26 protein-coding genes are annotated in these 23,240 nt (G+C 64.7%); 5 read left to right on the top strand and 21 right to left on the bottom strand.

Annotation, left to right across the window (positions count from 1 at the left end):
- Positions 1 to 114: 114 nt before the first annotated feature.
- The 18 genes from KP001_RS17840 to citC form a co-directional block, all read right to left on the bottom strand.
- Complete coding sequence (locus tag KP001_RS17840; protein ID WP_217286906.1) at positions 115 to 498, bottom strand: rhodanese-like domain-containing protein; 384 nt, start codon at positions 496 to 498, stop codon at positions 115 to 117.
- 21 nt (positions 499 to 519) lie between these two features.
- Positions 520 to 1,350: an MBL fold metallo-hydrolase gene (locus tag KP001_RS17835; protein WP_217286905.1), complete on the bottom strand. Its 831-nt coding sequence runs from the start codon at positions 1,348 to 1,350 to the stop codon at positions 520 to 522.
- A complete protein-coding gene (locus tag KP001_RS17830; protein WP_217286904.1) occupies positions 1,347 to 1,559 on the bottom strand; it encodes a YgaP family membrane protein in 213 nt (70 codons plus the stop codon). Before KP001_RS17830 ends, KP001_RS17835 begins: the two co-directional genes overlap by 4 nt.
- Positions 1,560 to 1,579: 20 nt before the next feature.
- A complete protein-coding gene (locus KP001_RS17825; RefSeq protein ID WP_239028000.1) occupies positions 1,580 to 2,011 on the bottom strand; it encodes a C-GCAxxG-C-C family protein in 432 nt (143 codons plus the stop codon).
- A gap of 104 nt (positions 2,012 to 2,115) precedes the next feature.
- Positions 2,116 to 5,331: an efflux RND transporter permease subunit gene (locus KP001_RS17820; RefSeq protein WP_217286902.1), complete on the bottom strand. Its 3,216-nt coding sequence runs from the start codon at positions 5,329 to 5,331 to the stop codon at positions 2,116 to 2,118.
- 63 nt (positions 5,332 to 5,394) lie between these two features.
- Entirely contained in the window at positions 5,395 to 5,817 is a 423-nt protein-coding gene (locus tag KP001_RS17815; protein WP_217286901.1) for an endonuclease domain-containing protein, read from the bottom strand.
- Between the two features lie 182 nt (positions 5,818 to 5,999).
- A complete protein-coding gene (locus KP001_RS17810; protein ID WP_217286900.1) occupies positions 6,000 to 7,097 on the bottom strand; it encodes an efflux RND transporter periplasmic adaptor subunit in 1,098 nt (365 codons plus the stop codon).
- Positions 7,094 to 8,437 carry a TolC family protein gene (locus KP001_RS17805; RefSeq protein WP_217286899.1) on the bottom strand — a complete coding sequence of 448 codons (1,344 nt, stop codon included), beginning with the start codon at positions 8,435 to 8,437 and terminating at the stop codon, positions 7,094 to 7,096. Before KP001_RS17805 ends, KP001_RS17810 begins: the two co-directional genes overlap by 4 nt.
- 270 nt (positions 8,438 to 8,707) lie before the next feature.
- Entirely contained in the window at positions 8,708 to 9,601 is an 894-nt protein-coding gene (locus KP001_RS17800; protein WP_217286898.1) for an ATP-binding protein, read from the bottom strand.
- A 139-nt stretch (positions 9,602 to 9,740) separates the two neighbouring features.
- Positions 9,741 to 10,481 carry a class I SAM-dependent methyltransferase gene (locus KP001_RS17795; RefSeq protein WP_217286897.1) on the bottom strand — a complete coding sequence of 247 codons (741 nt, stop codon included), beginning with the start codon at positions 10,479 to 10,481 and terminating at the stop codon, positions 9,741 to 9,743.
- A gap of 2 nt (positions 10,482 to 10,483) precedes the next feature.
- Positions 10,484 to 11,707, bottom strand: a complete 1,224-nt coding sequence (locus KP001_RS17790) for a phosphatase PAP2 family protein (RefSeq protein WP_217286896.1) — start codon at positions 11,705 to 11,707, stop codon at positions 10,484 to 10,486.
- A gap of 45 nt (positions 11,708 to 11,752) precedes the next feature.
- Positions 11,753 to 12,565, bottom strand: coding sequence for a triphosphoribosyl-dephospho-CoA synthase (locus tag KP001_RS17785; protein ID WP_217286895.1), 813 nt, complete (start codon positions 12,563 to 12,565; stop codon positions 11,753 to 11,755).
- The gene (locus KP001_RS17780) at positions 12,555 to 13,049 is read right to left on the bottom strand and encodes a citrate lyase holo-[acyl-carrier protein] synthase (protein WP_217286894.1); all 495 of its coding nucleotides are present in this window, start codon (positions 13,047 to 13,049) and stop codon (positions 12,555 to 12,557) included. The genes KP001_RS17785 and KP001_RS17780 overlap by 11 nt, the downstream gene beginning before the upstream one ends.
- The gene (gene citF / locus KP001_RS17775; RefSeq protein WP_217286893.1) at positions 13,024 to 14,562 is read right to left on the bottom strand and encodes a citrate lyase subunit alpha; all 1,539 of its coding nucleotides are present in this window, start codon (positions 14,560 to 14,562) and stop codon (positions 13,024 to 13,026) included. Before citF ends, KP001_RS17780 begins: the two co-directional genes overlap by 26 nt.
- Positions 14,549 to 15,469, bottom strand: a complete 921-nt coding sequence (locus KP001_RS17770; RefSeq protein WP_217286892.1) for an HpcH/HpaI aldolase/citrate lyase family protein — start codon at positions 15,467 to 15,469, stop codon at positions 14,549 to 14,551. The genes citF and KP001_RS17770 overlap by 14 nt, the downstream gene beginning before the upstream one ends.
- Complete coding sequence (locus KP001_RS17765; protein WP_217286891.1) at positions 15,469 to 15,945, bottom strand: PPC domain-containing DNA-binding protein; 477 nt, start codon at positions 15,943 to 15,945, stop codon at positions 15,469 to 15,471. Before KP001_RS17765 ends, KP001_RS17770 begins: the two co-directional genes overlap by 1 nt.
- On the bottom strand, positions 15,946 to 16,209 hold the full coding sequence (gene citD / locus KP001_RS17760) for a citrate lyase acyl carrier protein (protein ID WP_217286890.1): 264 nt from the start codon (positions 16,207 to 16,209) through the stop codon (positions 15,946 to 15,948).
- On the bottom strand, positions 16,206 to 17,207 hold the full coding sequence (gene citC / locus KP001_RS17755; protein ID WP_217286889.1) for a [citrate (pro-3S)-lyase] ligase: 1,002 nt from the start codon (positions 17,205 to 17,207) through the stop codon (positions 16,206 to 16,208). The genes citD and citC overlap by 4 nt, the downstream gene beginning before the upstream one ends.
- A gap of 224 nt (positions 17,208 to 17,431) precedes the next feature.
- On the opposite strand from citC, the gene KP001_RS17750 reads away from it, so the two are divergent.
- From KP001_RS17750 to KP001_RS17740, 3 genes are read left to right on the top strand one after another with little or no spacing between them, the layout of a single operon-like run.
- Positions 17,432 to 18,145 (top strand): glycosyltransferase family 2 protein, encoded by a 714-nt coding sequence (locus KP001_RS17750; protein ID WP_217286888.1) that lies wholly within the window; start codon positions 17,432 to 17,434, stop codon positions 18,143 to 18,145.
- Positions 18,146 to 18,439, top strand: coding sequence for a lipid-A-disaccharide synthase N-terminal domain-containing protein (locus KP001_RS17745; protein ID WP_199395801.1), 294 nt, complete (start codon positions 18,146 to 18,148; stop codon positions 18,437 to 18,439).
- Positions 18,411 to 20,045, top strand: coding sequence for an ArnT family glycosyltransferase (locus KP001_RS17740; protein WP_217286887.1), 1,635 nt, complete (start codon positions 18,411 to 18,413; stop codon positions 20,043 to 20,045). The genes KP001_RS17745 and KP001_RS17740 overlap by 29 nt, the downstream gene beginning before the upstream one ends.
- 169 nt (positions 20,046 to 20,214) lie before the next feature.
- Here the strand turns inward: KP001_RS17740 and KP001_RS17735 are convergent, their stop codons facing one another.
- Together KP001_RS17735 and KP001_RS17730 are read right to left on the bottom strand one after the other, a co-directional pair.
- A complete protein-coding gene (locus KP001_RS17735) occupies positions 20,215 to 20,412 on the bottom strand; it encodes an ArsR family transcriptional regulator (RefSeq protein WP_217286886.1) in 198 nt (65 codons plus the stop codon).
- Between the two features lie 120 nt (positions 20,413 to 20,532).
- Complete coding sequence (locus KP001_RS17730; protein ID WP_217286885.1) at positions 20,533 to 21,639, bottom strand: lipid II:glycine glycyltransferase FemX; 1,107 nt, start codon at positions 21,637 to 21,639, stop codon at positions 20,533 to 20,535.
- A 216-nt stretch (positions 21,640 to 21,855) separates the two neighbouring features.
- Here KP001_RS17730 and KP001_RS17725 point away from each other — a divergent pair, with 216 nt between their 5' ends.
- Together KP001_RS17725 and KP001_RS17720 are read left to right on the top strand one after the other, a co-directional pair.
- Entirely contained in the window at positions 21,856 to 22,224 is a 369-nt protein-coding gene (locus KP001_RS17725) for a hypothetical protein (protein ID WP_217286884.1), read from the top strand.
- Positions 22,225 to 22,311: 87 nt separating this feature from the next.
- Positions 22,312 to 22,719, top strand: a complete 408-nt coding sequence (locus KP001_RS17720; protein ID WP_217286883.1) for a bacteriohemerythrin — start codon at positions 22,312 to 22,314, stop codon at positions 22,717 to 22,719.
- 65 nt (positions 22,720 to 22,784) lie between these two features.
- Here the strand turns inward: KP001_RS17720 and KP001_RS17715 are convergent, their stop codons facing one another.
- Positions 22,785 to 23,234 (bottom strand): YbhB/YbcL family Raf kinase inhibitor-like protein, encoded by a 450-nt coding sequence (locus KP001_RS17715; RefSeq protein ID WP_217286882.1) that lies wholly within the window; start codon positions 23,232 to 23,234, stop codon positions 22,785 to 22,787.
- Positions 23,235 to 23,240: the final 6 nt, after the last annotated feature.

Genomic DNA, 23,240 nt, shown 5'->3' with positions numbered 1-23,240 from the left:
GAGTGATGGGAATTTATCGGAGTATGGGAAAGCGGGAGGGTAGCAGGGGCTCCCTCCCCCGGAGGGGGAGGGGTGGGGAGGGGGGATCTGGCGCGCAGTAGCCGGGAGGGGGAGCTAGCGCCCCATCTGCAGCGGCAGGCCGTTCTTGTACCAGCCGACGATGCCGTCGGTCATGTTGTAGATCTCGCGGTAGCCGCGGGAGGAGAGGAAACTCGCCGCTGTGGAGGAGCGGGCGCCGACGGCGCAGTACACCAGCACCGGCCGGTCGCGCGGGATCTCCTGCACCCGGCGGTTAAGCTCCCCTAGGGGGATCAGCTGCGCCCCCTTCAGGTGCGCCTGGCGGTACTCGTCCGGGGTGCGCACGTCGAGAAGCACCATCCTGGCGTTCTTGGCCAGCAGGGCCTGGGCCTGCTTCGAGGTGACGTTGGCGGGGCCGACGGCCTGGGACAGGGAAGCGATCAGCATCAAAACGGAAAACAGGACGGCGATAAATCTCATGAACGAACCTCTCTTCGGTGATTAGTCTACTTCAAGCAGGTACCCCACCTGCATGGGCTTGAATCCACCGGGAAACGCGGCGGCGAGGCGCGCGGCGGCATGGAACCCGGTGCAATGGCCGGGACAGATCTTCTTCAGCCCGTAACGCTTCAGGGCCTTGATGGTCGCGTCAATCTGGGGCTGAGGGGAGAAGGCGAGATGGCATCCCCCCACCACCCCGTACACCTGCTCCACCCCGGTCCGCTCGCGCGCGAACTCCAGGGTGTTCACCACGCCGGCATGGCAGCAGCCCAGCAGCAGCAAAAGCCCCTTCTCCGTCACGATGACCAGGGATTGATCGTCGGTAACCCGGTCCCTGTGGCAGCCGGCCTCGTCGCAGAAAAGCCCCGCGTCCCCTTCCTCGTAGCTGGTGCTGCGCGGCACCTCGCCGGTCAGGAAGACGCCGGGGAGAACCTCCCGGAAGGCGTCGCTGTAGGAGAAGCTCGCCCCGAGCCCGGTGAGGAACTCCTCGGCATAAGGGACCCCGACCGAGCGCGTGTTCCCCTCGCGCAGCACGTAGCGCCGGGTGAAGATCCCGGGGTGCGCCAGTATCCGCTTGGGCCCCGCGGCCTGCAGCAGCGGCCAGAGCCCTCCCGCATGATCGTAGTGGCCGTGGGAGAGCACCACCTGGTCCACGCCCTTCAGGTCCACGTTCATGCGCTGGGCGTTGTGCAGCAGCGTGTGCCCTCCGCCGGTGTCGAACAAAAGCGACTGGTCGCCCGCCTGCACCAGGGCGGCGAAGCCATGCTCGCCGAGGGTGCCGGAGATCGAGCCGGCGGTGTTGTCGCAGAGGACCTTGATGCGGCAGATCACTTGCGGCACTCCCCCGGGGGGAGCTTGGGCACGCCGAGCTTGTCCAGTATGGTCATCATCGGGCACCAGTTGGTGAAGCCGGACTGGAGCAGGTTCAACCCGATGAAGGCGGTGAACCAGAGCCAGCGCGGGTCGTGGTAGTGGGCCAGCGCCAGGGAAACGAGGGTGAAGGTGCCGGCGATCAGTCTCAACATTCTGTCGATGTACATGTGAACCTCCCTTTACCGGATCACTTTCTCTGCTGCAGCATTTCGGCGACCTTGCCCGCCGTGCTGGCGGTGAACTCGACGCAGCGCTTCTTGCCGTTGGCGGTGAGCGCCTTGCAGCAGGTGACGCGGTACTGCTCCTTGAACCAGTGGTGCAGCTCCTTGGTGAGCGCGGCGGCCTCCTTGCGGTCCTTGACCACCAGGCCGATCGCCATCGTTCCGCCGGCCACGGCGCCGCAGATGCAGCCGGCGCCCGAACCGCCGCCGAAGCCGGAGGCGAGATGAACCAGTTCGTCTCCCGCCTCGGGGAGGAACTCGTTTTTCACCGCGGCGAGCACCGCCTCAGCGCAGTGCATCTTCCCGGAGCGGTAGAACCCTTCCGCCTCGTTGGCCACCTTCTCGGCCACCGGCTCGTCGCCGGCCTTTTCCGCAACATTCTTTCGCAACCAGAACACCATCAACCTCCTGAAAGCAGGTCAAGGTCGAGGCCGAGGTCAAGAAACCTCCACCTGCCCACCTGCCCTCCCTTTCCTGAATTCGTTCAGACCAGGACTCAACCTCAGCCTGCGTTTCTTGCCTGCTTCGTGTGTTTTTCCTTCCATGACTGCACCATGAAATACAGGATGGGGATGGTGATCCTGGAAAGCGTGGTGGAGGCGATCTCGCCGCACATCATGGCCAGCGCGAGCCCCTGGAAGATCGGGTCGAACACGATCACGAAACTCCCCACCACGACGGCCGCGGCCGTCAGCAGCATGGGGCGGAAGCGGACCGCGCCCGCGTCGATGATCGCCTCGTCCAGCGCCATCCCCTCCCGGCGCCTCAGTTCGGCGAAGTCGATCAGGATGATCGAGTTCCTGACGATGATCCCGGCCAGGGCGATGAAGCCTATCATACTGGTGGCCGTGAAGAAAGCCCCCATGATGGCGTGCCCCGGCAGGATGCCGATCAGGGTGAGCGGGATGGGCGCCATGATCACCAGCGGCGTGGTGAAGTCGCGGAACCAGGCCACCACCAGCACGTAGATGAGCACCATGACCGCCGCGAAGGCGGCGCCGAGGTCGCGGAAGACCTCGTAGGTGATGTGCCATTCGCCGTCCCACTTGATGCCGGGACGCTCCTCGCTCCAGGGCTGGGAGGCCGCGCGCTGCTCGATGTGGTAGCCGCCCGGCAGCGGGATGTTGTCGATATCCTTGCGCATCTTCAGGATGGCGTAGACCGGCGCCTCGATCACCCCGGCGACGTCGCCGATGACGTAGACCACGCTCTTCATGTTTTTCCGGTACAGCGACTTCTCCTCCACGCCGCGCACCACGCGCACCAGCTCCGAAAGGGGGACGTTCCCCTTGCTCCCCGCCACGTAGATGGAGGAGAGCGAGGAGACGTCGCTGCGGGAGCCGACCGGCAGGCGCAGGTTGATCCGGACCGGCTCCTTCTCCTGCGGCACGTGCATGAGCCCGACGTCCGTCCCCCCTACCGCTAGTTTCAGCGTCTGCACCACCTGGGCCGCGTCCACGCCGGAAAGTGCCGCCTTCGCGCGGTCCACCTCGAAACGCAGGGTGGGCTGATCGTCCTCCTGGTACCAGTCGACGTCGACCACCCCCGGGGTCTTCCGGAAGATCTCCCGTATCTTCCCGGCGATGTCCACGCGGCTTTGCTGGTCGGGGCCGTAGACCTCGGCCACCAGGGTGGAGAGGACCGGCGGGCCGGGGGGGATCTCGGCGACCTTCAACCGGGCGCCGTAACGGTCGGTGATCGCCTTCAGGGTCGGGCGGATCCTCTTCGCGATGTCGTGGGACTGGCTTTTTCTCTGGTCCTTGCTCTCGAGGTTGACCTGGATCTCCGCCACGCTCGGCCCCTGGCGCAGGTAGTAGTGGCGCACCAGGCCGTTGAAGTTGAAGGGAGAACTGGTGCCGACGTAACTCTGGAAGTCGGTCACCTCGGGGACCTTCCTGAGCGCTTCCCCGAGCTCGGCCACCATGCGGGCGTTTTCCTCCAGCGTCGTCCCCTCCGGCGCGTCCACGATCAGCTGCAGCTCGCTCTTGTTGTCGAACGGGAGCATCTTGACCGTAACGGCCTTGAAGTAGATCAGGGAACAGGACAGGAGAAGGAGCACCACCACCATGGCGAGGAAGCCGTGGCGCACCCTGGTGTCGTGCAAAAGCCGCCCCATCATGCGCCGGTAGAACCGGGTCATCCAGGTCTCTTCGGGGGCCGCCTCACGGCCGTAGTGCGATTCGCCCTTCATGAAGCGGTAGGCGAAGTAGGGGGTGACGGTCAGGGCGATGAGGAGCGAGAAGACCATGGCCATGGACGCGCCGACCGGGATGGGGCGCATGTACGGCCCCATGAGCCCCCCCACGAAACCCATGGGGAGGATCGAGGCGATCACCGCGAGGGTGGCCAGCATGGTCGGGTTGCCGATCTCGTCCACCGCCCGGATCGCCGCCTCAAGCGGCTTGAACTTGGTCGTGGTGAAGTAGCGGTGGATATTCTCCACCACCACGATGGCGTCGTCCACCAGGATGCCGATGGAGAAGATCAGTGCGAACAGCGTGATCCGGTTCAGCGTGTAGCCGATCCGGTTGAAGATGAACATGGTGAGGGCGAGCGTCACGGGAATGGCGATGGCCGCCACCGCGCCGGCGCGCCACCCCATGAAGACCGCGATCAGGATGGTAACCGAGATGGCCGCCAGGAACATGTGGAACAGGAGCTCGTCGTTCTTGTCCTTGGCGGTCTCGCCGTAGTTCCTGGTGACGGTGACCTGCATCTCGGAGGGGATCAGTTTCCCCTTCTGGAACTCGACCCGCTTCAGGAGGTCTTCGGCGACCCAGGTCGCGTTGGCCCCCTTCCTCTTGGCGATGGCGATGGTGACCGCGGGATAGTCCGCCGCCCCCCCTTTGAGGTTTTTGCGGGCCGCGGCCGGCCCCAGGCCGAAGAAGACGTAGTCCTTGGGATCCTGCACCCCGTCGGTCACCGTGGCGACGTCGGAGAGGTAGACCGGTCGGCCGTCTTTCACGCTCACCACCAGGCGGCCGGCATCGGCGGGGTCGGAGATGAAGCCGCCTGCTTCCAGGCTGTACTCGCGGTTCCCCGAGGCGAAGGTGCCGGCGCGCTGCGATACATTTCCCTTCTCCAGCGCCCCCATCACCGCAAGCGGCGTCAGGCCGTACGAGGCGAGCCGGGCCGGGTCGAGCTGCACCTTCAGCTCGCGCGACAGTCCCCCCTTGATCTCCGAGTGGGCCACGTTCTCGACCTTCTGCAGGTCATCGCACAGTTCCCGAGCCACGCGGCGCAGGGCGTTGTGGTCGTAGCGGTCCGACCAGAGGGTGAGCGACAGGATGGGGACGTCGTCGATCGACTTCGAGACCACCAGCGGCTCCCCCGCTCCGGGAGGGAGGAGGTTGCGGTTGCTCATCACCTTGTTGTAGAGCTTGACCAGGGAGTCTTCCATGCTCTCGCCCACCAGGAAGCGGACCGTGATGATGCCCATCCCCTGGCGGCTGGCGGAGTAGATGTACTCGACCCCGTTGATCTCCCAGATCTTTTTCTCGAAGGTGGTGACCACCCGCTCCTCGACCTCTTTCGGGGAGGAACCGGGCATGGGGAGGTAGATGTCCACCATGGGGACCACGATCTGGGGCTCTTCCTCGCGCGGCGTCGCGATGACCGAGTAGAGCCCGATCAAAAGGGAGGCCGCCACGATGAGCGGCGTCAGTTTGGAATCTATGAAGGCGCGGGCGATTTTCCCCGCGAAGCCCAGGTTGTTCATGCGTTCTCCGGTGACAATGGTACTTCTACCGCTGCCCTTTATTGAAAGGAGCCATTGCAGCCTTCAGCTCCACCTCCCCTTGCGGGCGTGCGCCCGTAGCACTTCGCCCCGCGAAGGGGTGGGAGGGTCGGGGGGTGTGGGAAGCTGCTTCAGGCAATGCGTCCGGATCGCCTCCAGCACCCCTTCCATGTTCTCAAAGATTTCGTGATCCCAGAACCTCAGCACAGTGAAGCCGTTTTTGCTGAGACAGGCGTCTCGCCTGGCGTCATAGCTTCTCTGGTCCTGGTGCTGCCCGCCATCCAGCTCAACAATCAGCTTTTTCGAGAAGGAGACGAAGTCAACTATGTACTGCTCTATGGGCTGCTGGCGGCGGAACTTCACGCCCTCCAGCTGGTTGTGCTTTAGGTAGCGCCACAGCGTTGCTTCTGCGTCTGTGCAATCGTTGCGAAGGGCGCGAGCTCTGGCGGTAGCTACAGCTTTGTCCATGGCAGCTTCACCCTCCCCCTAGCCCCCTCCCGTCAAGGGAGGGGGGATAACGCCGACAGTCAGTTCCACCTCCGAATAGCACGATCACTACCCATGCAGCTCCCCCTCCCCTTGCGGGAGGGGGTCGGGGGTGGGGGGAAGCTGCGTCAGGCGATGCACCCTGAACCCACCTACCCCGCCGCCTACTGCACCTTGGCGCCGTCTACCATCTTGTCGATACCGGCCGTGACCACTTTTTCGCCGGGGGCGAGGCCGGAGAGGATCTCCACGCGCCCCCCCTGGGTCCGCCCCGGTTTCACCAGGCGCAGACGCGCCACCCCTTCGGGGGACACCACCCACACCGAGGTGAGCGAGGAACGCTGCACCACCGCAGCCGCGGGAACCGAGACCCCTTTGCGGGAACCGGTCTTGAAGAATGCCTTGCCGTAACTGCCGGAACGGAGCCTGCCCGAGGGGAGATCTACCTTCACCGTGAAGGTGCGGGTGGCGGGATCGACCACCGGAACGACCTCGGAAACACGGCCCGTCTCCGGCGCACCCTCGACGGCTATGCCGATCTGGTCTCCGGCCCTCACCTTACCCAAAAGCGACTCGGGCGCCGCCACTTCCAGCCGGAACCCTTCGTCACCCTCGACGGTCATAAGCGGCGTCCCGGGAAAAACGGTCTGCCCCGCCTCGACCTGCTTGGACACCACCACCCCGGAAATGGGAGAGACCACCCTGCCGTACCCGGCCACGGCACCGGCAGCCTGTGCGCCGTGCCGCGCCTGTGCCAGGCGCGCCTCCGCCCTCGCCACCGCCTGCGCCGCCACTTCCTGCTCGGTCTTCCTGGTGTCGTATTCCTGGCGGGTCACCGCCTGCTCGGCGAAGAGCCGGGAATAACGGTCGAAGGTGACGTTGGCGAGGTTCTTCTGCGCCTGCGCCTCGGAGAGCGCCCGCGCCGCCTCCTCGACACCGGACACCGCACCGGCCGCAGCGGCACCGCTTTCAACGGCCTCGATGGAGACCAGCACCTTTCCCCGCCCGACCCGATCGCCTTCGCGCACGAAGACCCGGCTCACGCTGCCGGGAATCCGGGCCGCGAGCTGGGCGCTGTTGCGCGCCCGCACCGTGCCGACCGCCTCCTGGAGGTCCGGTAGATCCTCCGCCGCGAGGGTCTGCACCGTGGCGCCCCTCACCACCGGCGGCGGCGCCGGAGCGACAGTGTCCCCTTCCTTCCTCCCGCAACCAAGGCCGCTCGCTATCACTAGGGCAACCAACGCCGCCCGGTACGTTCTCATTGCAGCACCTCCTTCACAAAGACGCCGGCGCGGAAATAGATCTCTCCCGTCGCGGCATGGAAGCCGTTCTCGACCTCCACCAGGTTGGCGCGGGCCTGGGTGAGCGCGCTCTCCGCGTCCATCACCTCCACGAGAGATGACAGCCCATTGCCAAAGCGCAGCGTCACCAGGCGCCGGCTCTCCTCGGCATCCCGCACCGCGGACTGCGCGCTCTCCAGTTTGAGACGCGCCTCCTGGCGGCGCAGCACGCTCTCGGTCACCTGCAGCGCCACTTCCCTGCGTTCGTTTTCCAAAAGTTCCGCCGCGCCCTGGCGCGCGAGCTCCGCCTTCTTCTTGTCATGTGAGCGCTTGCCGCCATCGAAGAGGTCCCAGCGCAGGTTCACCCCGACGGTCCAGGAGTCCTTGTCGGTCCCGAGGGGGACGTCGCGGTCGTTGATCTGGTAGCTCCCCCGCGCGTACAGGGTCGGGAGATAGGCGTTGCGGGCCTGCCTGACCTGAAGCTCACCGCGCTCTTGCGAATTTTCGGCCAGCTTCAGGTCGGGGCGGTTCCGCCTCGCCAGGGCAAGGAGTTGTTCCAGCTCCTTTGCGGGCTCCGCCAGCGCGGGGAGTTCCGCCACATCCAGGGGCTCTCCCTCTTTTCCGCCGACCACCAGGTTGAGCCTCAGGCGCGCGATCAAAAGGTCGTTTTGGGCCGAGATCACGCGCTGCTCCGCCTGGGCGACCGACGTCGCCGTGCGCAGCCGGTCCGATTTGAGGCCGATGCCGTCCTTCTCGCGCACCGCCGCCAGGCGGTCGTGCTCCCGCGCGTTCAAAAGCGCCTGGTCGGCCACTTCACGGTAGGCCAGCGCCTTGCGCACCCCCAGGTACGCCAGGTAGACGCGGAAGGCGATCTCCTCGCGCTTCGCCTCTTCGGAGAAGGCGGCCGCCTCGGAACCCTTCCCGGCCAACGCCACCCCGGTGGCGATACCGAAATCGAGCAGCGGCTGCTCAAGCGTCACGGCGGTCTTGAAGTCGCCGCGGGGGGAAGGATCGTTCAGGGTGTCGGCCGCGAAGTCCTTGCCCGGGTTGATGCGCCCCTCGTCCAGCTTCATCATGAAAACCGCGCTCGGCGTGGTGGAGAGGACCGCGCCGCTCTCAAGCGCCACGCGGGGAAGGTATCGGCTCCGGCTCGCCGCCACGTCCTGCTCCGCCGCACCGCGCTCCAGCGACGCTGCTTTCAGCAGGTGGTTGCTCTCCAGGGCGCGCTTGACCGCCTCCGGCAGCGAGACCACCTCGCCAAAGGCAGGCGCCGCAAACGAGGCGACGAGCAGAGCGATGAGCGGTAAAAACCTTTGATTCACCCGGAAACCTCCTTGCCGGTGCAGTCAGAATACTAATACGAGATATATTCGAATTATTATATATATGCAGATCCAGCAGTTGTCAAGGTAATAACTGCATAAGCAACGGTTACGGAAGGATGCGGGCAGCTGCGGGACCGGAACATTTTATCACTTAGGAAGAGGCCGTCCTCTTTCACATGAAAATAACGGCCGTACTGCGCGATAAAAAAAAACCGGCGTGCTCCACCTGGGGCACGCCGGTCTCGATTGGGAAGTTGCAGCCCCGCGTTACGCGGAGGGCTGGTTGAGCAGGTAGCGCCCCACCCAGTGCCGGGAGAACTGCATCGCGGTGCGGCCGCAGCGCTTGGTCTTGTCGTGAGACCACTGGATGGCATCGAGTTCCAACTCCTTGCTCCAGGGGATGCTGACGTTGCGGTTTTTCGCCTCCCGCTCCACGCACTGGCGCACGGCGTCGAGGTAGCGGTCCTGGGTGAAGACGTGGAAGGCGACCCAGAGGCCGAAACGGTCGGAGAGGGAAACCTTCTCCTCCATCGCCTCGCTCTCCTGCAGTTCGCCGTTCACGTACTTCCCCCCCAGAAGGTCGGTGTTGTACTGCGGCAGCAGGTGGCGCCGGTTGGAGGTGACGTAGATGAGCACGTTTTCCGGTGCGGAGTAGACCGAGCCGTCCAGGGCGCTCTTCAGCATCTTGTAGGAGAGCTCGCCGATCTCGAAGGTGAGGTCGTCGCACAAAAGGATGAAGCGGTAGGGCTGTTCCTCGACGGCGCTGAAGATCTCGGAGAGGTAGATGAGGTCTTCCTTCTCCACCTGGATCACCCGCAGCCCCTCGTTGGCGTACTCGTTCAGGAGCGCCTTCACCATGGAGGACTTGCCGGTGCCGCGCGATCCCCAGAGGAGCGCGTTGTTGGCCGGGAGCCCCTTCAGGAACTGGCGGGTGTTGTACACCATGATCTCTTTCTGCTTCTCGCAACCCAAGAGGTCGTCGAGCCTGGTCTGGTCGGTGACTTTCACCGCCTCCAGGTATCCCGAGAAGGAATGACGGCGCCAGTTGGCGGCGGGGCAGGTGGCCCAGTTGACGGCCTTGACCGCCCTGGGGAGCAACATTTCGACAGAGCTGAGCACGCGCTCGAGCTGGGCTACGACCTCCGGTTTCAGATTCAGCATGTACTTTTCCGTCCTCTGTGTGGTGGGCTCCGAACCGGCAGTTTGTTCTGGTGAAACAATCATGCCCAAGTAACCCCCGGTAATTTTGTTAAATCTGTATACGTTATCAGCAAGCCCGCTGTCAAATTAAAACAATGTGTCAATTGGCGCTGCGCCGGTTCTCGCACAGCACCCACGCCGTGGCTCCGGGGAGAAGGATCCCGCCCCGAGCCAGCGCGATCATCACGCTGTTGTCCCATTCCAGTATCTTTCCCACGACAGCGGCCAGGAGCCGCCCCCCGCGCCAGCACCCGCGGTCCCGCACCCTCCCCCAGTGGTAGAGCCGTGATGACAGGAACTTCGGGATGATCAAGGAGCCGAAGAGGTAGCCGGAGCTCACCACCACCAGCCCTGCGCTCCAGGCGAGCTGCTCCACCTGCCTCAACCGGTAACGCCGGTAGCGTCTGCGGAACCAGTCGTGTCCGCTGTAGAGCGCCTGGAAGGCCGGGACCGTGACCAGGACCCGCCCCCTGGCGGCGACATGTTGCCGCACCATCCGCTTGAGGTACCCCCGGTCGTCCTCGGCCCGCTCCAGGACGTCCAGGATCAGGGTGACGTCGAAGCGGTTTCTCCCCGGCGGGAGCTCGCGGCTGTAGCTGATCCCGGGTTCGGGCCCCGGTTCGCCCAGCCGCTCCTCGGCCAGGCCCGGGTCGACGGCCGTCACCTCTTTGCGCTGCAGCGCGCCAAACACGGTCTGACAAAGATAGGGGTCGCCGCATCCGACACCGAGGACCTTCACCCCTTCGAAAAGCGTGCTTTCCAGCAAGGCCGCCACCGCCCAGGCCCGCGCCTTCTCCCAGGGATGCCCGGGATAACCTTGGCCCCGCGTGTCAGCATTCATGGCTAGTACCTCATCTCGCAGGCGAGGCCTGCGCTGCCGCCGAAAATCAGCGGGCGGAAGGAAAGGCCCTTGATGATCGAGCCGCTCCCCTTTTTTCCTTCTGTGGGCTTCTCGGGACGATCGTAGTGCAGCAGGCGGGGGAGCAGGAATCCGGAGAAGAGGCCGATGGCGGCACCCGCCGCCACGTCGGTTGCGTAGTGGTGATCGGCCATGATGCGGGCCACGCCGTCCGCGGCGGCGAGCCCGAGGCCGGTCCAGCAGGCCGCGCGGTCCAGACCGGGGTCCCGGTACAGGGATTGGAAGTTGTGGTGGCTGCAGACGAGCCCGGCGCCGGTGAAGGCAAAAGCGACATGACCGCTCGGCATGCTCCGGTTGGGGGCGTCCCCCTCGCAGGCGCCGCCGCGGCAATTGCGCACCAACGGTTTCTCGCGCGCCACCAGGTTCTGCACCAGGGAGGAAACGAAGGAGGTGAAGGCAAAGGATTCGAGGTTCACCATCTCGGTCTGCCACAGGGTATCCCAGGCTCGGTCACGAATTCCCAGGGTGGCGAGGGAATCGAGAACCGGGGCGGCGATCATGCCGTACATGAGCGCGTCCCCCACGTCGTGCGCCACCTCGCGGGCGCCACGGGAGTGCAGGCGCAGGGCATCGCGCACCGTCTCGTCGAAGCCGTTGGTCCCTTTCCACTTGGGTTCGGGATCGCCATGCGCGCTCTCGACGTACATGGCGCCCGCGCCGAGGACGGCTACCCCCAGGTAGCCGGGCACCCCGGACCTGCGCCAGCGCCAGGCCGGCCCGGGGAATTCCGCGGTGATGCGCGGATCGCCGGTCGCAGCCGCCGGCCCGCCTGCGCCCGATCCTGCCGCACCGTCCGGGCGGATCAGGAAGTCTTCGGCCGCGAGGGAGGGGGAGTCAACGACGGCAAGCTCTGCAGGTGATGGCAGCTTCCCCGGCCCCCCTACCCCCTCCCGCGAGGGGAGGGGGGCAAAGGCTGATTCCGTGGCTCCCGGACGGGAATGGCCTGAGGAACCATAACTCACCGGTTGGGAGTCCGGCGCTCCCGGCGACGAGCTCCCATCCACAGCCGGAGCTGAGGGAGGCGCGTAATCCTGGCAATGCTGGAATGCGGGTGCGGCGGAGTGGCCGGCAGCGGCTGCCGCGGGTGCGGCGCTGCCGAGAAAAAGCAGGAGGGCGATGACGCTATGGGGCAGGGTGCAATGAACCATAGGCAGAATTAAATATCATTAACCATGCCCTGTCAAACCGTGCTGCTACTGCGGGGCGATCTCCAGTTCGCCGGTGTGGCTCAGCCAGGCAAATGAGAGGGCCAGGAGGTCGGCGACTCCCCCCATGGTGAGGTTGCGGCTCACGTAGTGCTCGTTGCGGCGGGACAGAAAACTCATGAAGTCGTCGCGCCGCTCGACCAACAGCTCCAGCGCCCGGCCGTCCTCTTTTACCGTGCGCAGCCCTTCGCTGCCGCAGCGGTGCAGCGCCGTGGTGTCCTCCACCGTGGCCATCAGCCGTCCCAGCATGGCGTACACCGCGCTCCCCCGGTTGCCGGCGGCGAGTTCGCGCCTAAAGGCAGGAAGCGCCTCCCGAAACAGCGCCGGGAGCCCTTCCAGGGCCTCCCCCCTGATTCCCCGGGCGCCGTAGCTGGTGCAGGCGCGGCTGCCGTTACTCTCCTCCCGCGCCCCGTCGAAAAGGCGGGCGGCGATGCCGGCGACCGCTTCGCTGAGCGCCTCCTCCCCTCCCCCCCGGGACCGGGCGGCCGCCGCCAGGAGAAGTCCGCTCAGGAAGATGTACCCCTTGTGGCAGTTGGTGCCGGCGCGCTCCAGCATGGCCTTTTCGGCCTCCATTCCCAGGCGCACCTGGGCCGCGAGCTCCTCCCCACGCGCGAGCGAGTCGGCCAGTCGGCAGAGGTAGCCGGAAACCACTTCCAGGGATGCTTCCATGCGCTCCAGGGATAGATCGTGGTGGGAGCCGGGATCGTTCAGGTCGACGAGCCCCGGCTTGGGGGTCAGGTACAGTTCCAGGAAGGCGCCGCGCACGAGGTTATGGGCCAGTCTTCTCAGTTCAGATGGCATCGATCACCGCCCGTGCCTTGAGCACCAGCTCCTCGGTGCTGTGGCGCCTGGCGTGGATGCAGGCGAGCGCCGGCTCGCAGCAGATCAGGCAGCTCCTGGGGGCTATGTCGAGTTCGGCGCGCCCCACCTGGCGGCCGGCGTGGTCGTAGATGTCGAGATCGAGCAGCCGCCCGGCGGGGTGCCTGGTCTCCAGCGCCATCCCGAGCCGTTTGACCTGGGTCGCCTGGAGCCGGGTATGGTAGAAGGCGAACGGTCCCAGGGCATCGGAGCCGCGCAGGGCCGGGGTCACCTTCAGGGCCTTCAGGAGAGCCTCTTCCCCCCAGGCGAACAGCCGCTCGGCACGCGCCCCGGTCTTCTCCCCCCCCGGCAGGTTCAGCGACAGCATCACCGTCGCCGGGAAGGGGGTAGGGAACAGCCCGTCCAGGAGCGCCTGCCGCTGGTCGCGCGCGGCGAGGATGCTATTCCTTAACGCGTCTGACGACATCGATGACGCTCCCGTCCCGGTACTCGATCACCGCCACCACCTCGTCCTCGAACTCCAGCGGCCGCGGCGTTCCGGTGACGCGGCAGATCTCGCGCTGCAGGTCGCCAATATCCTTTACCGGGAGCTTCCTCCGGATCAGCTCCTCCTTGAGCTCGCCCTGCTTCTCGTTCACCGCGATGCCGCGCTCGGTGACCACCACCCCGATGGTCTCCCCCGGCGTGGTGATGGTGGTGACCCGGTCCCTGACGATGGGGAGCCTCCCGCGAATGGAGGGGGCGACGATGATGGAAAGCTTGGCGCCGGCCGCGGTGTCGGAGTGCCCCCCGGTGTTGTGCAGGAGGTAGCCGTTGGACTCGGTGTTCACGTTGACGTTGAAGGAGGTGTCCACCTCGGTGGCCCCGAGGATGACGCAGTCGAGCCGGTTCACCACGGCTCCGGCGTTGAAGGGGTTCGCGTACATGTCGGCGCTGATCTCCTGGTGGGCGCGGTTCCTGCCGATGGAGCGCACCGCCTCCTGGTCGAAGCACTGCACGTCCATGAGCGCGGAGAAGAGTCCCTCCTCCAGCATCTCGACGAAGTAACCGGTGATGCCGCCGCAGCCGAAGCTCCCCTTGATGGAGCCCTTGCGCATGGAGTTACGCACCTTCTCGGCCACGGCGAGCGAGATGCCGCCCGAGCCGGTCTGAAAGGAGAAGCCGTCCCGCAAAAGCCCGGAGGCCTCGATCACCTGCGAGGCGTAGCTCGCGATCTGCAGCCCGACCGGGTCGGTGGTGACGCGGGTGGTGGTGGAGACGATCTTGGCCGGATCCCCGAGCCGGTCCACGACCACCACGAAATCCACCAGGGTCTGCGGGATGCTGACCGGGACCACCGGAAAGGGGACCAGGTTGTCGGTGACCGCGATCACGCAGGAGGCGTAGGCGGCGTCGATCTGGGCGTAGCCCAGGCTGCCGCAGGCCGAGGGACCGTAGTAGCCGTTCATGTTGCCGTACTCGTCGCAGCATGGGGCCGCGATGAAGGCGACGTCGATGGGGACGCTCCCCTCGATGACCGAGCGGGCCCGCCCGCCGTGGGTCCGGACCACGATGGGGCAGGATATTTCCCCCTTGGTGGCCAGCTCTCCGATCAGGCCGTTCACGCCGCACTCGAAGCCGGCGATGACACCGCTCTTTATGTGCGGGATGATCTCGGCGTGCACCGGGTGCACCGAGGAGGAGGCGATCCAGATCCCCTTGAGTCCCAGCGCGGCGATCTCCGCCACGATCCGGTTCAGCAGGAAGTCGCCGTTTCTGAGGCTGTGGTGCGTGGCGATGGTCATGCCGTCCCTGAGCCCGCTCGCCTCGACCGCCTCGCGCAAAGAGCCCACGAGCTTCCTGGCACCGGGGTTCACCCGCTTCAGGGGGCGCGACGCGACGCGCCCTTGCGGCCGCAGCGAAAACGGGTCGCCGTAGGGGATCAGCCCTTTGCCGGCGTAGCTCTCCGGAATCTCCCGTCCCAGGCTATTGAGCGCCATGTATCGCCTCCTCGTCGATCAGGGTGTCCACCATGCCGTGGGCGTAGGCGGTGCGCAGCACGCGGGCGGCGCGCTTCACGACGGGGGCGTCGACCATCTTCCCCCCGAGGGCGATGACGCCGGTCCCAAGTTGCCGCGCCCGCTGGATCGCCTCGATGACCTGCAGGGCGTACTCCACCTCGTGCTCCTTGGGGGCGAACACGTCGTGCACCACCTCGATCTGGCGCGGGTTGACCAGGCACTTACCGGTGTAGCCAAGCCTTTTCGCCAGTTCGGTCTCGGCCCTGAGCCCCTCCATGTCGGAGACGTCGGCGAAGATGGTGTCCACCGCCTGGATCCCCTTGGCCTTGGCGGCCCAGAGGACGCGGGTGCGGGCGTTGAAGAGCTCCTCGCCGCCGCGGCTTCTCTCTATCTCCATGCTGGCCGTGTAGTCCTCGGCGCCGAAGGCGAGGGCGAAGATGCGCTCGGAGCTGTTGGCGATCCCCACCGCGTTGATGACGCCGAGCGCGCTTTCCAGGGAGGGGAGGATGCCGAAACGGCCGATCTCCACCTCCAGCTCCTCCTCGAATTCTGTCAAAAGCGTGTCCAGCCGCTCCACGATCTCCGGGGTGTCCGCCTTCGGGAGCCGGATGCCGTCCGGCATCGCCGGGAGCACCACCTTCAGGTCCTCGTACCCCCACCTGGTGTCGAGCGGGTTGATGCGGACCAGGAGCTCCTTGTTGCGGTCGGTGTAGTTCAACAGGAAGCGCCTGACCAGGTGGCGCGCCGCGTCCTTCTCGGAGAGGGGGACGGCGTCCTCGAGGTCGATGATGACGGAATCGCAGTTGAAGATGGGGATGTTCTGGAGCATGGAGGGCATGTTGCCCGGGACGTACAAAAGGGAGCGTCTCAGCTTGAAGCCGGCCATCAGGGCGCCTCCTCGTCGATGTAGATGGTGGGGATCCCTCCCACCTTGGAAACGTGGCGCTCCACCCCGGAGACGTCGAGCTCGGTGAGGACGATCTCGCAGGTGGCGAACACCTCGGCCTCGTAGAGATGGCCACCCACCACCTCGCCCGAGGACTTGGACATGATGATGTGGAAGTGGCAGTCCAAAAGGTCGTCCTCGCCCGGGACGATGTTCCCCTGCAGCCCCAAAAGCTCGCACGGCCCCTCGATGTCGTGGATGGTGACCCGCGGCGTGGTGATGGGAAGCCTGGCGCCGGTCTTGATCCCCCTGAGGCGCACGTTTTTCACGCTCCCCAGGGCCGACACGATCATGGCGTAGCGCACGTCGGTCAGGTGCGCGAACTGCAAGAGCCGGGTGGTGAGGCTCTCACCCGGGGTGATCTTGATGATGAAGCGCCTGCCGTTGCTGCACTCCTTGTACCAGAGACCTTCCATTTACCCCTCCGTCGCCCGCATGATCGCCGTCTCCAGGCGCGCCTCGATGGCGTAGTCCAGGGCGCCGCGGTCGGTGATGCGTACCTCCGCCGCCTCGACGCCGTGTTTTTGCAGCACCTCGTCCACCTTGGCCCGGATCAGCTCTCCGAACTGCTTCAGGACCGTCGACTCGATGGTGACCTTCAGCGTGTCGGCCGGCTCCAGGAACACCATCAGGTCGCTGGACTGCATGGTCCCGGCCTGCGCCTTTTTCACGATCTTCATTTCGTCTCTCCCTTGACCCAGATCTTGATCCCCTCGCTGGAAAGGAGGAAGTCCAGGGTGCTGAGCGGCACCAGTTCCGCGATCCCCTCCAGTTCTCCGCGCAGGAGCATGTCCCGCACCCGCGAGGCCGAGATCGGTTGCTGGTCCGCGTTCTTTCTCTCTATCTCCCGCACCTCGACCCCAAGGGGAGGGAGTATCCGGTGCATGGCCTCATTATAGGCGGCGGTGGTGCCGCACAAAGGCTCGTTCCCCACGAAGCGGGTCCTCACCTGGAAATGCGGCGCGATCCGTTGCGCGAAGAGCAGCAGGTCGAGTTCCATCTGTATGGCGCCTCCCGGGTCTCCATCTTTCAGGAAGTAGGTGGGAAAGGTGATGCTGGAGACGGCGTACCACGAGGTGTCCACCACGGTGACGTTGGCCAGGTCGGCGGTGCCGTCCTGCACCATGCGCATGCGGGCGCCGAATGGAAAGAGTGAGCGCTCCTCGCGCACCACGAAGAGGAAGAGCTGATCCACTGCTGCCGCGGCCTGTTCGACCAGGTAGCGGTGCCCCAGGGTGAACGGGTTGCAGTTGGCCACGATGGCGCCGTTGTTGCCGGGGTGGATCTGGCGGGTGTAGCGGGCGAGGTAGCGCTTCAGGCCGTCGCCGTATTCGAGGAGCGCGGTCTTGCCGGACGCCGCCAGGAGGTTGAAGTTGAGCGCCTCGAAGTTGGGCGCCAGGGCGGGCGAGGTGAACACGAAGAAGGAGTCCACCCCCTCCTGATAGCCGCGCCCGACCAGTTCGGTTACCACCTCATCCAAAAGGGTCCCCCCCTGGTGCGAGGTCGCCACCGCCAGCATCTTCAGGATGCGCCCCTGCCTGGCGCCGACCGCGACCATGCGCCCGGCTTCGAAGATACCGACCAGGTCATCGTATGGTGTCTCGAACTGCAGGCCGCTTGCTTCCAGCAGCACCCGGGCCTGTCTGAGATCATCGGTGGAGAGCAGTGAAGTAACCATTCGCAAAGACTAACACTAAACAGTTGTAAACGTAACCGCGTATACCGAATTTTCCCATGGCTACTTGGTCCTTGAGATAGCGGCGAAAACCCGCTACAGCCGCGAAAGATGACAGTTTTGTCATTCAAAAAAAGCTATGATTCACCAGCAAGGTTGTGTTATCTTGCCGAATTGTCCATTTATGCCACTTACTGCAGCATCCACTTGAAAAAACAGAGAATTTTATGAACACTATCTCAGTCGTGATACCTGCCCACAACGAGGCGGACAACATAGGCTCCCTGGTACAGGAAATCGTCGCCACCGGGCTTGCCTGCGAAATAGTCGTGGTTGACGACGGCAGTACCGACGACACCCATGCCAGACTGCTAGCGTTAAAAGGCTCCGTCCCGTCCCTCAAGGTGGTGCAGCACGACCGCGCCTACGGGCAGAGCGCCGCCGTGGCCACCGGCATCAGGCAAGCCACCGGCACCATCATCGCCACCATGGACGGCGACGGCCAGAACAATCCCGCCGATGTCCCGAAGATGGTGGAAGCGATCCTCAAAAGCGACAACCCCAACCTGAAGATGGTGGCGGGGTACCGCAAGAAGAGGGACGATCCTCCCTGGCGCATCATCTCCTCCAAGCTCGCCAACGCGTACCGCCGCTCCTTCCTGCGCGACGAGACCCCGGACACCGGCTGCGGCCTCAAGGTCTTCTACCGTTCCGCGTTTCTGGAGCTCCCCTTCTTCGACCACATGCACCGTTTCCTCCCCGCGCTGATCAAGATGAAGGGTGGCGATGTCATTTCCGTCGAGGTGCACCACCGCCCCCGCACCGCCGGGGTCTCCAAATACGGCACACTGAACCGCCTCTGGGTCGGCATCGTCGACATTTTCGGAGTCTGCTGGCTGCGCATGCGCGCGAAGAACGTAAAGATCACGAGGTGCGACTAGATGGTATTAACGGAAAAGGCCTGGGTGGCCATCGGCTTGGCCGGGCAGTTCTTCTTCACCATGCGCTTCGTGGTGCAATGGATCGCCACCGAGAAAAAGAGAAAGAGCGTCATCCCCGAATCGTTCTGGTACTTCAGCATCTTCGGATCGCTGATCCTGCTGGTCTACTCCCTGTACCGCAAGGACCCGGTCTTCATCCTGGGACAGGCGTTCGGCACCACCGTCTACCTGAGGAACCTGTTCTTCATCCACAAGGAAAAGAAAGATGCCGCAAGCGATCCGGCTGCTGATTAAAGAGCTGCGCCTTCCCTTCGCGATCCTGATCATCCCAGGGATCGTGCTCGCACTGCTCCTTCCGTACTTCCCGGTGGACGAGACCCGCTATCTCGGCGTGGCGTGGGAGATGTGGAACAACCACTCCTTCATCGTGCCGCTGCAAAACGGGCTCCCCTACTCGCACAAGCCCCCCCTGCTCTTCTGGCTGGTCAACCTGGACTGGCTCCTGTTGGGCGTCAACGAGGGGACGCTGCGCTTCATCCCGCTCATCTTCAGCCTGTTGAACCTCACCCTGGTGTACCGCATCGCCCTCAAGCTGTGGGACGACCGGCAGGTGGCGCGCTACGCGGCAGTCATCCTCGCCTCCATGCTCTCCTACCTGCTCTGGTCCTCGGTCATCATGTTCGACGTGATCCTGGCCTTCTGGGTGCTCCTCGCCGCGCTGGCGGTGATCTCGGCGGCGCGGGAGCACCGCTTCGCCTGCTACCTGCAACTCGGCCTCGCCATCGGCGGCGGCATCCTCACCAAGGGGCCGGTGGTGCTGGTCTACGTCCTCCCGGCGGCCCTGCTCGGCTTCCTGTGGGTCCCCAGGGAGCGCTTTTCCCGGAAGTGGTACGCCTGGCTCGGGCTCTCGCTCCTGATCGGCATCGGCGTGGTGCTCTTCTGGCTGGTCCCCGCCGCGCTCACCGGCGGCGAAACCTACCGGCGCGCCATCCTGTGGGGGCAGACCGTGGACCGCATGGCGAACTCCTTCGCGCACAAGCGCCCCCTCTGGTGGTACCTCCCCTGGATCCCTACCCTTTTGATGCCCTGGACCCTGTTCCCGCCGGCGTGGCGGGCCTGGAAGCGCCTCTCCGGCGACTCCGGGTTCAGGATGGTGCTGATCTGGGGCGCGGGGAGCCTCGTGATCTTCTCGCTTTTAAGCGGCAAGCAGGTCCACTACCTGATCCCGGTGCTGCCGACCTTCAGCCTCCTCATGGCCAAAAGCGCCGCTCAGGAAGAGGGGGATGTCTCCCGCTTCCGGCTTCCCATCGCCGGCCTCTACCTCTTCCTCGGCGCCGGCATGATCACCGCGTCGCTCATCAAGCACGGCACGCTTTTGAAGCACTTCGACCTCACGGAGATCAGGATCGCGGCAGCCGGGCTCATCGTCGTGGGGGGGGTGCTCTTCATGCTGCGCCCGCGCACCATGCAGGCCCTGATCAACCAGGTCGCCGTTTCCTCCCTGGCCTGCTGCACCCTGGTGATAGTCGGGGGCGACACCATGTTCCAGCGCTACGACCTGCACCCGATCGCGGCGGCGGTCCGGCAGAAACAGGCCGAGGGGTACCAGGTCCTGCACGCCGGCAAGTACCACGGCCAGTTCCATTTCATGGGGAGGCTCAGCCAACCCCTGGTCGAACTCCCCAGCAGGGACCAGATCCGGGCCTACGCTGCTACCCACGACAAGATCGCGCTGATCACCTACGAGAAGGACACGGTACCGGTAAACCCCAAGGATTACTACTTCCTGCAGCCCTTCCGGAGCAAGCAGGCGGTGATGTGGACCCGGGACGGCATTGCCACCTTCCTGGGCGAAGCGCCCGACAAGAAGGAGCCATCGGAAACGACCGAGACCGAATAAAAAAAGGGCCCTCCGGCAACCGCCGGAGGGCCCTTTCCACTCTATACGCCCCCTCTTACTTGTACCCCGCCTCCTTCCAGGCGTTCACCCCGCCCTGCAGCGCCCAGACCTTGGTGAATCCCTTCTCTGCGAATTCAGCTGCCCGACCGGCAGACGTATGTTCCTGCGGTCAGTTGCAGTAGAAGATGATCTCTTGGTCCTTCTTCACCTCGGGAAGCCTGGCGTTGAATTCTCCCATCGTCCAGGCCTTCTCCAGCCGGATGCCGCCGCACATCTCCTCGCTGTCGTAGGCGCAGACGAAGAGCGACTCCCCCGCCTGCACCTTCCTGCGCGCCTCCTGAATCTGAATCCTTCTTGCCTCGGCCATGTCTTCCTCCTTCCATCCTGGTCAGGGATGGTCTTGTACCGCTGTGACGCTCACGGGTCATTGGACGTTTCCAACCCGGCCCGTAATAGGGTAGCAGAGAAAACTTCAAAACCAACCGTGCTATCCAAGGTGCCGGTAGCAGAAATCCCCCAGGTAACTGAGCGCCGTGTCCGGGGCCTTGTTGCAGACGAAGTGCAGCAGCTTCTCGGCCATGGACTCTTCGCCGGCCGCGCAGGAATTCGCGGGGTCGTTGGGGTATATGAAATGGGGGAGGTCCGAGACCTCGGCGCCCCAGTGGGACTTGAACTCCATCAGGCTCGTGTTCCGCACCGATGTCTGGCCGAAGTCGAGCACGCGGTAGCCCGTGAGGCAGGCCTCCTTGATCGCGTTCCAGAACAGGAAATGCACCGGGCTGGAATCGTTATGCAGGGCGTTGACGGCGGAGTACTCGATGGAGACGCGCCCTTTGTACTTGAACAGGAGGAGCCCCGCCACCGTTTCTTCCCCCTTGCGGCACAGCAGCAGTTCCACCAGCCCCTGCTGCGCGAAGGTCTGCCAAAGCGCCTTCACCAGGAGGTAGGGGTGAGGGGGCAATCCCTTTCTCTTCCTGGTGCCGCAATGCAGCAGGTAAAACTCCATGACGTCGGACTCGCGCTTGCCCCTGATGAGGTGAAGGTCACTCCTCTCCGCCCGGGCGATGCGCTGCCGCACGCAGCTGCGGTGAAAGCGCTGCCTGACCAGTTCCGGGTCGGGGCAAAGCGGCAGGAAGTGATGCTTTCGGACACAATCCGCGTGGAACCTGTCGCGGTTCAAAAGGTGTGCGGCGGCGGCTGTCCTGATCTCGACGCGGGAGATCCCGAGTCTCTGGGCCAGGCGCAGAACCGCTTCGCTGAGGAGCTCCATGTCCGCCGCATCCGTCACCAGCGGATCGCAAAGGGTGGCAAAGGGGATGCTCACCAGCCGCCGCCCCGTGAGCCAACTCTCCACGGCGTACACTGGCAGCGCCCCCCGGAACCCTCCGGCGGAGTCCTTGAGGGCAAGATAGTAACCGGTCATGTGGGGGAAGGCGTGGTCCAGCACCCGCTTCCATCCCGACAGGTGGGTGATCCAACCGTAGGGGTGCTGCTGGACGAAACGGTCCCAGCGGTGGTTGCGCAGCGGATCGATGATGCCGACACCGTTGCCGAGGTCCCCCTCGCCCAATTCCCTGCTGACGTTGACAGCCATGACGGTTCCCCTGCTCGCGCACGATAAATTAACAAATCCACACTTTATCCGCCGCAGTCGCGAAGTCAAGACGCACGCCCCCTGCCGCGGACCCGCCGAAAGATCGAGGTCCTTCAGAGAATGCCCCGGAACCAAAAAATACCCTCCGATATTGAGGAACGGCGCGGCGCTGTTAAGATAAGCTGCGTCGTCATCCCCGGCAAAAGGAGCGAACCCATGAACAGCGACAAACTGGCAGGGCTGGAGGATCTCCCCCTCAACTACCGGGAGGATCAGCGGGGCAACCTGGACCCGCAGGTCAGGGAGCTGAACCTGAAACTGGGGCTGCAGTCGGCCCTGGAGTTCCTGCTCGCCCCTCCGGCTGCGCTGCTGATCGGCGGCGCGCTGGGCCTTATCTACAAGCGGAGGTACGCCCTCGCCTCCCTGGTGGTGGGGGGGATGGTGCTGCGGCAGACGCTGTCCCGCGGAACCGCGGCCGAAGAGGAGGAGGTAACGTGCAAAAGAAAGGAAATCGAGTTCGAACGGCGCGCCCTTAAGGCACAGCGCGGCGATTACGGCAGGCTGGAAGTGATCGCATTCAAGTAGTCTCAACAAATTAGTTGCAGTTTTGCCCGTTCTTTCCGATTAATAGACCGGGCAGGTTATTTTTGTCAGTTGCAGTCGGAGTCACCAATGACACTGGTAGAGTGGGACGATACGCTGGTCCTAGGATTGCCGCAGATAGACGAACACCACCACAAGCTGGTCGAGATTCTGAACCGGTGCTACCGGGCGCTCATGCTGCACGACCACAGCCACGAGCTGGAGGGAGTGGTCGGCGAGCTTTTGGATTACACCCAGTACCATTTCCAGGCCGAGGAACAGCTGATGGCCGGGCTCGGATATGCGTCGGCGCCGTCGCATGCCGCCGCCCATCGCAAGTTCATCAAGTCGATCCACAATTTCAAGGACCGCTCCGACGCCGGCGAATCGTTCGTCGCCATCGACGTGCTGGTGTTCCTCAAGGATTGGCTGGTCGGCCACATCCAGAACACCGACCGGGCCTTCATCAACTTCATCAACGAGCGCCCCGAACCCTGAACGAAAAGAGGCACCCGGCCTGGCGACGGCGACCGGGTGCCTCCTCATCTTCTCTTTACTTCCTGCTACCCCCCGCCGTACATCCCGGTAAGGGACGCCTCCGCCAGGACATGGTCCTGCATGGCCACGTCCAGCTGCCCCTTGCTGGCCGTCCCCGCCAGGTCCAGCGTGGTGTCAAGCGCATAGAGCCTGAAGATGTAGCGGTGGCTGCCGGATGGAGGGCAGGGACCGCCGTACTGGTTGTGCCCCCAGCTGTTCTTCCCGATCACCACCTCGCGCGGCTCGGCCTGCTCCACCAGCGTGGTCACCCGGGGCCCGATGTTCCAGAGTATCCAGTGCACCCACAACCCGTTTGGAGCGTCCGGGTCCTCCATGACCAGCGCCAGCGACCTGGTGCCGTCGGGGACGTTCTCGAACCTGAGTTCAGGGTTCATGTTGTCGCCGTCGCAGGTGTACCTGGCGGGAATGCGCCCGTTGTCCTGAAAGGCCGGGCTGCTCAACCGCATCTTTTCCATGAGTCA

The sequence above is a fragment of the Geomonas subterranea genome, from assembly GCF_019063845.1.
GTDB lineage: Bacteria > Desulfobacterota > Desulfuromonadia > Geobacterales > Geobacteraceae > Geomonas > Geomonas subterranea.
The sequence above is the reverse complement of the archived record's forward strand: the minus strand, read 5'-3'. Positions and strand labels throughout refer to the sequence as shown.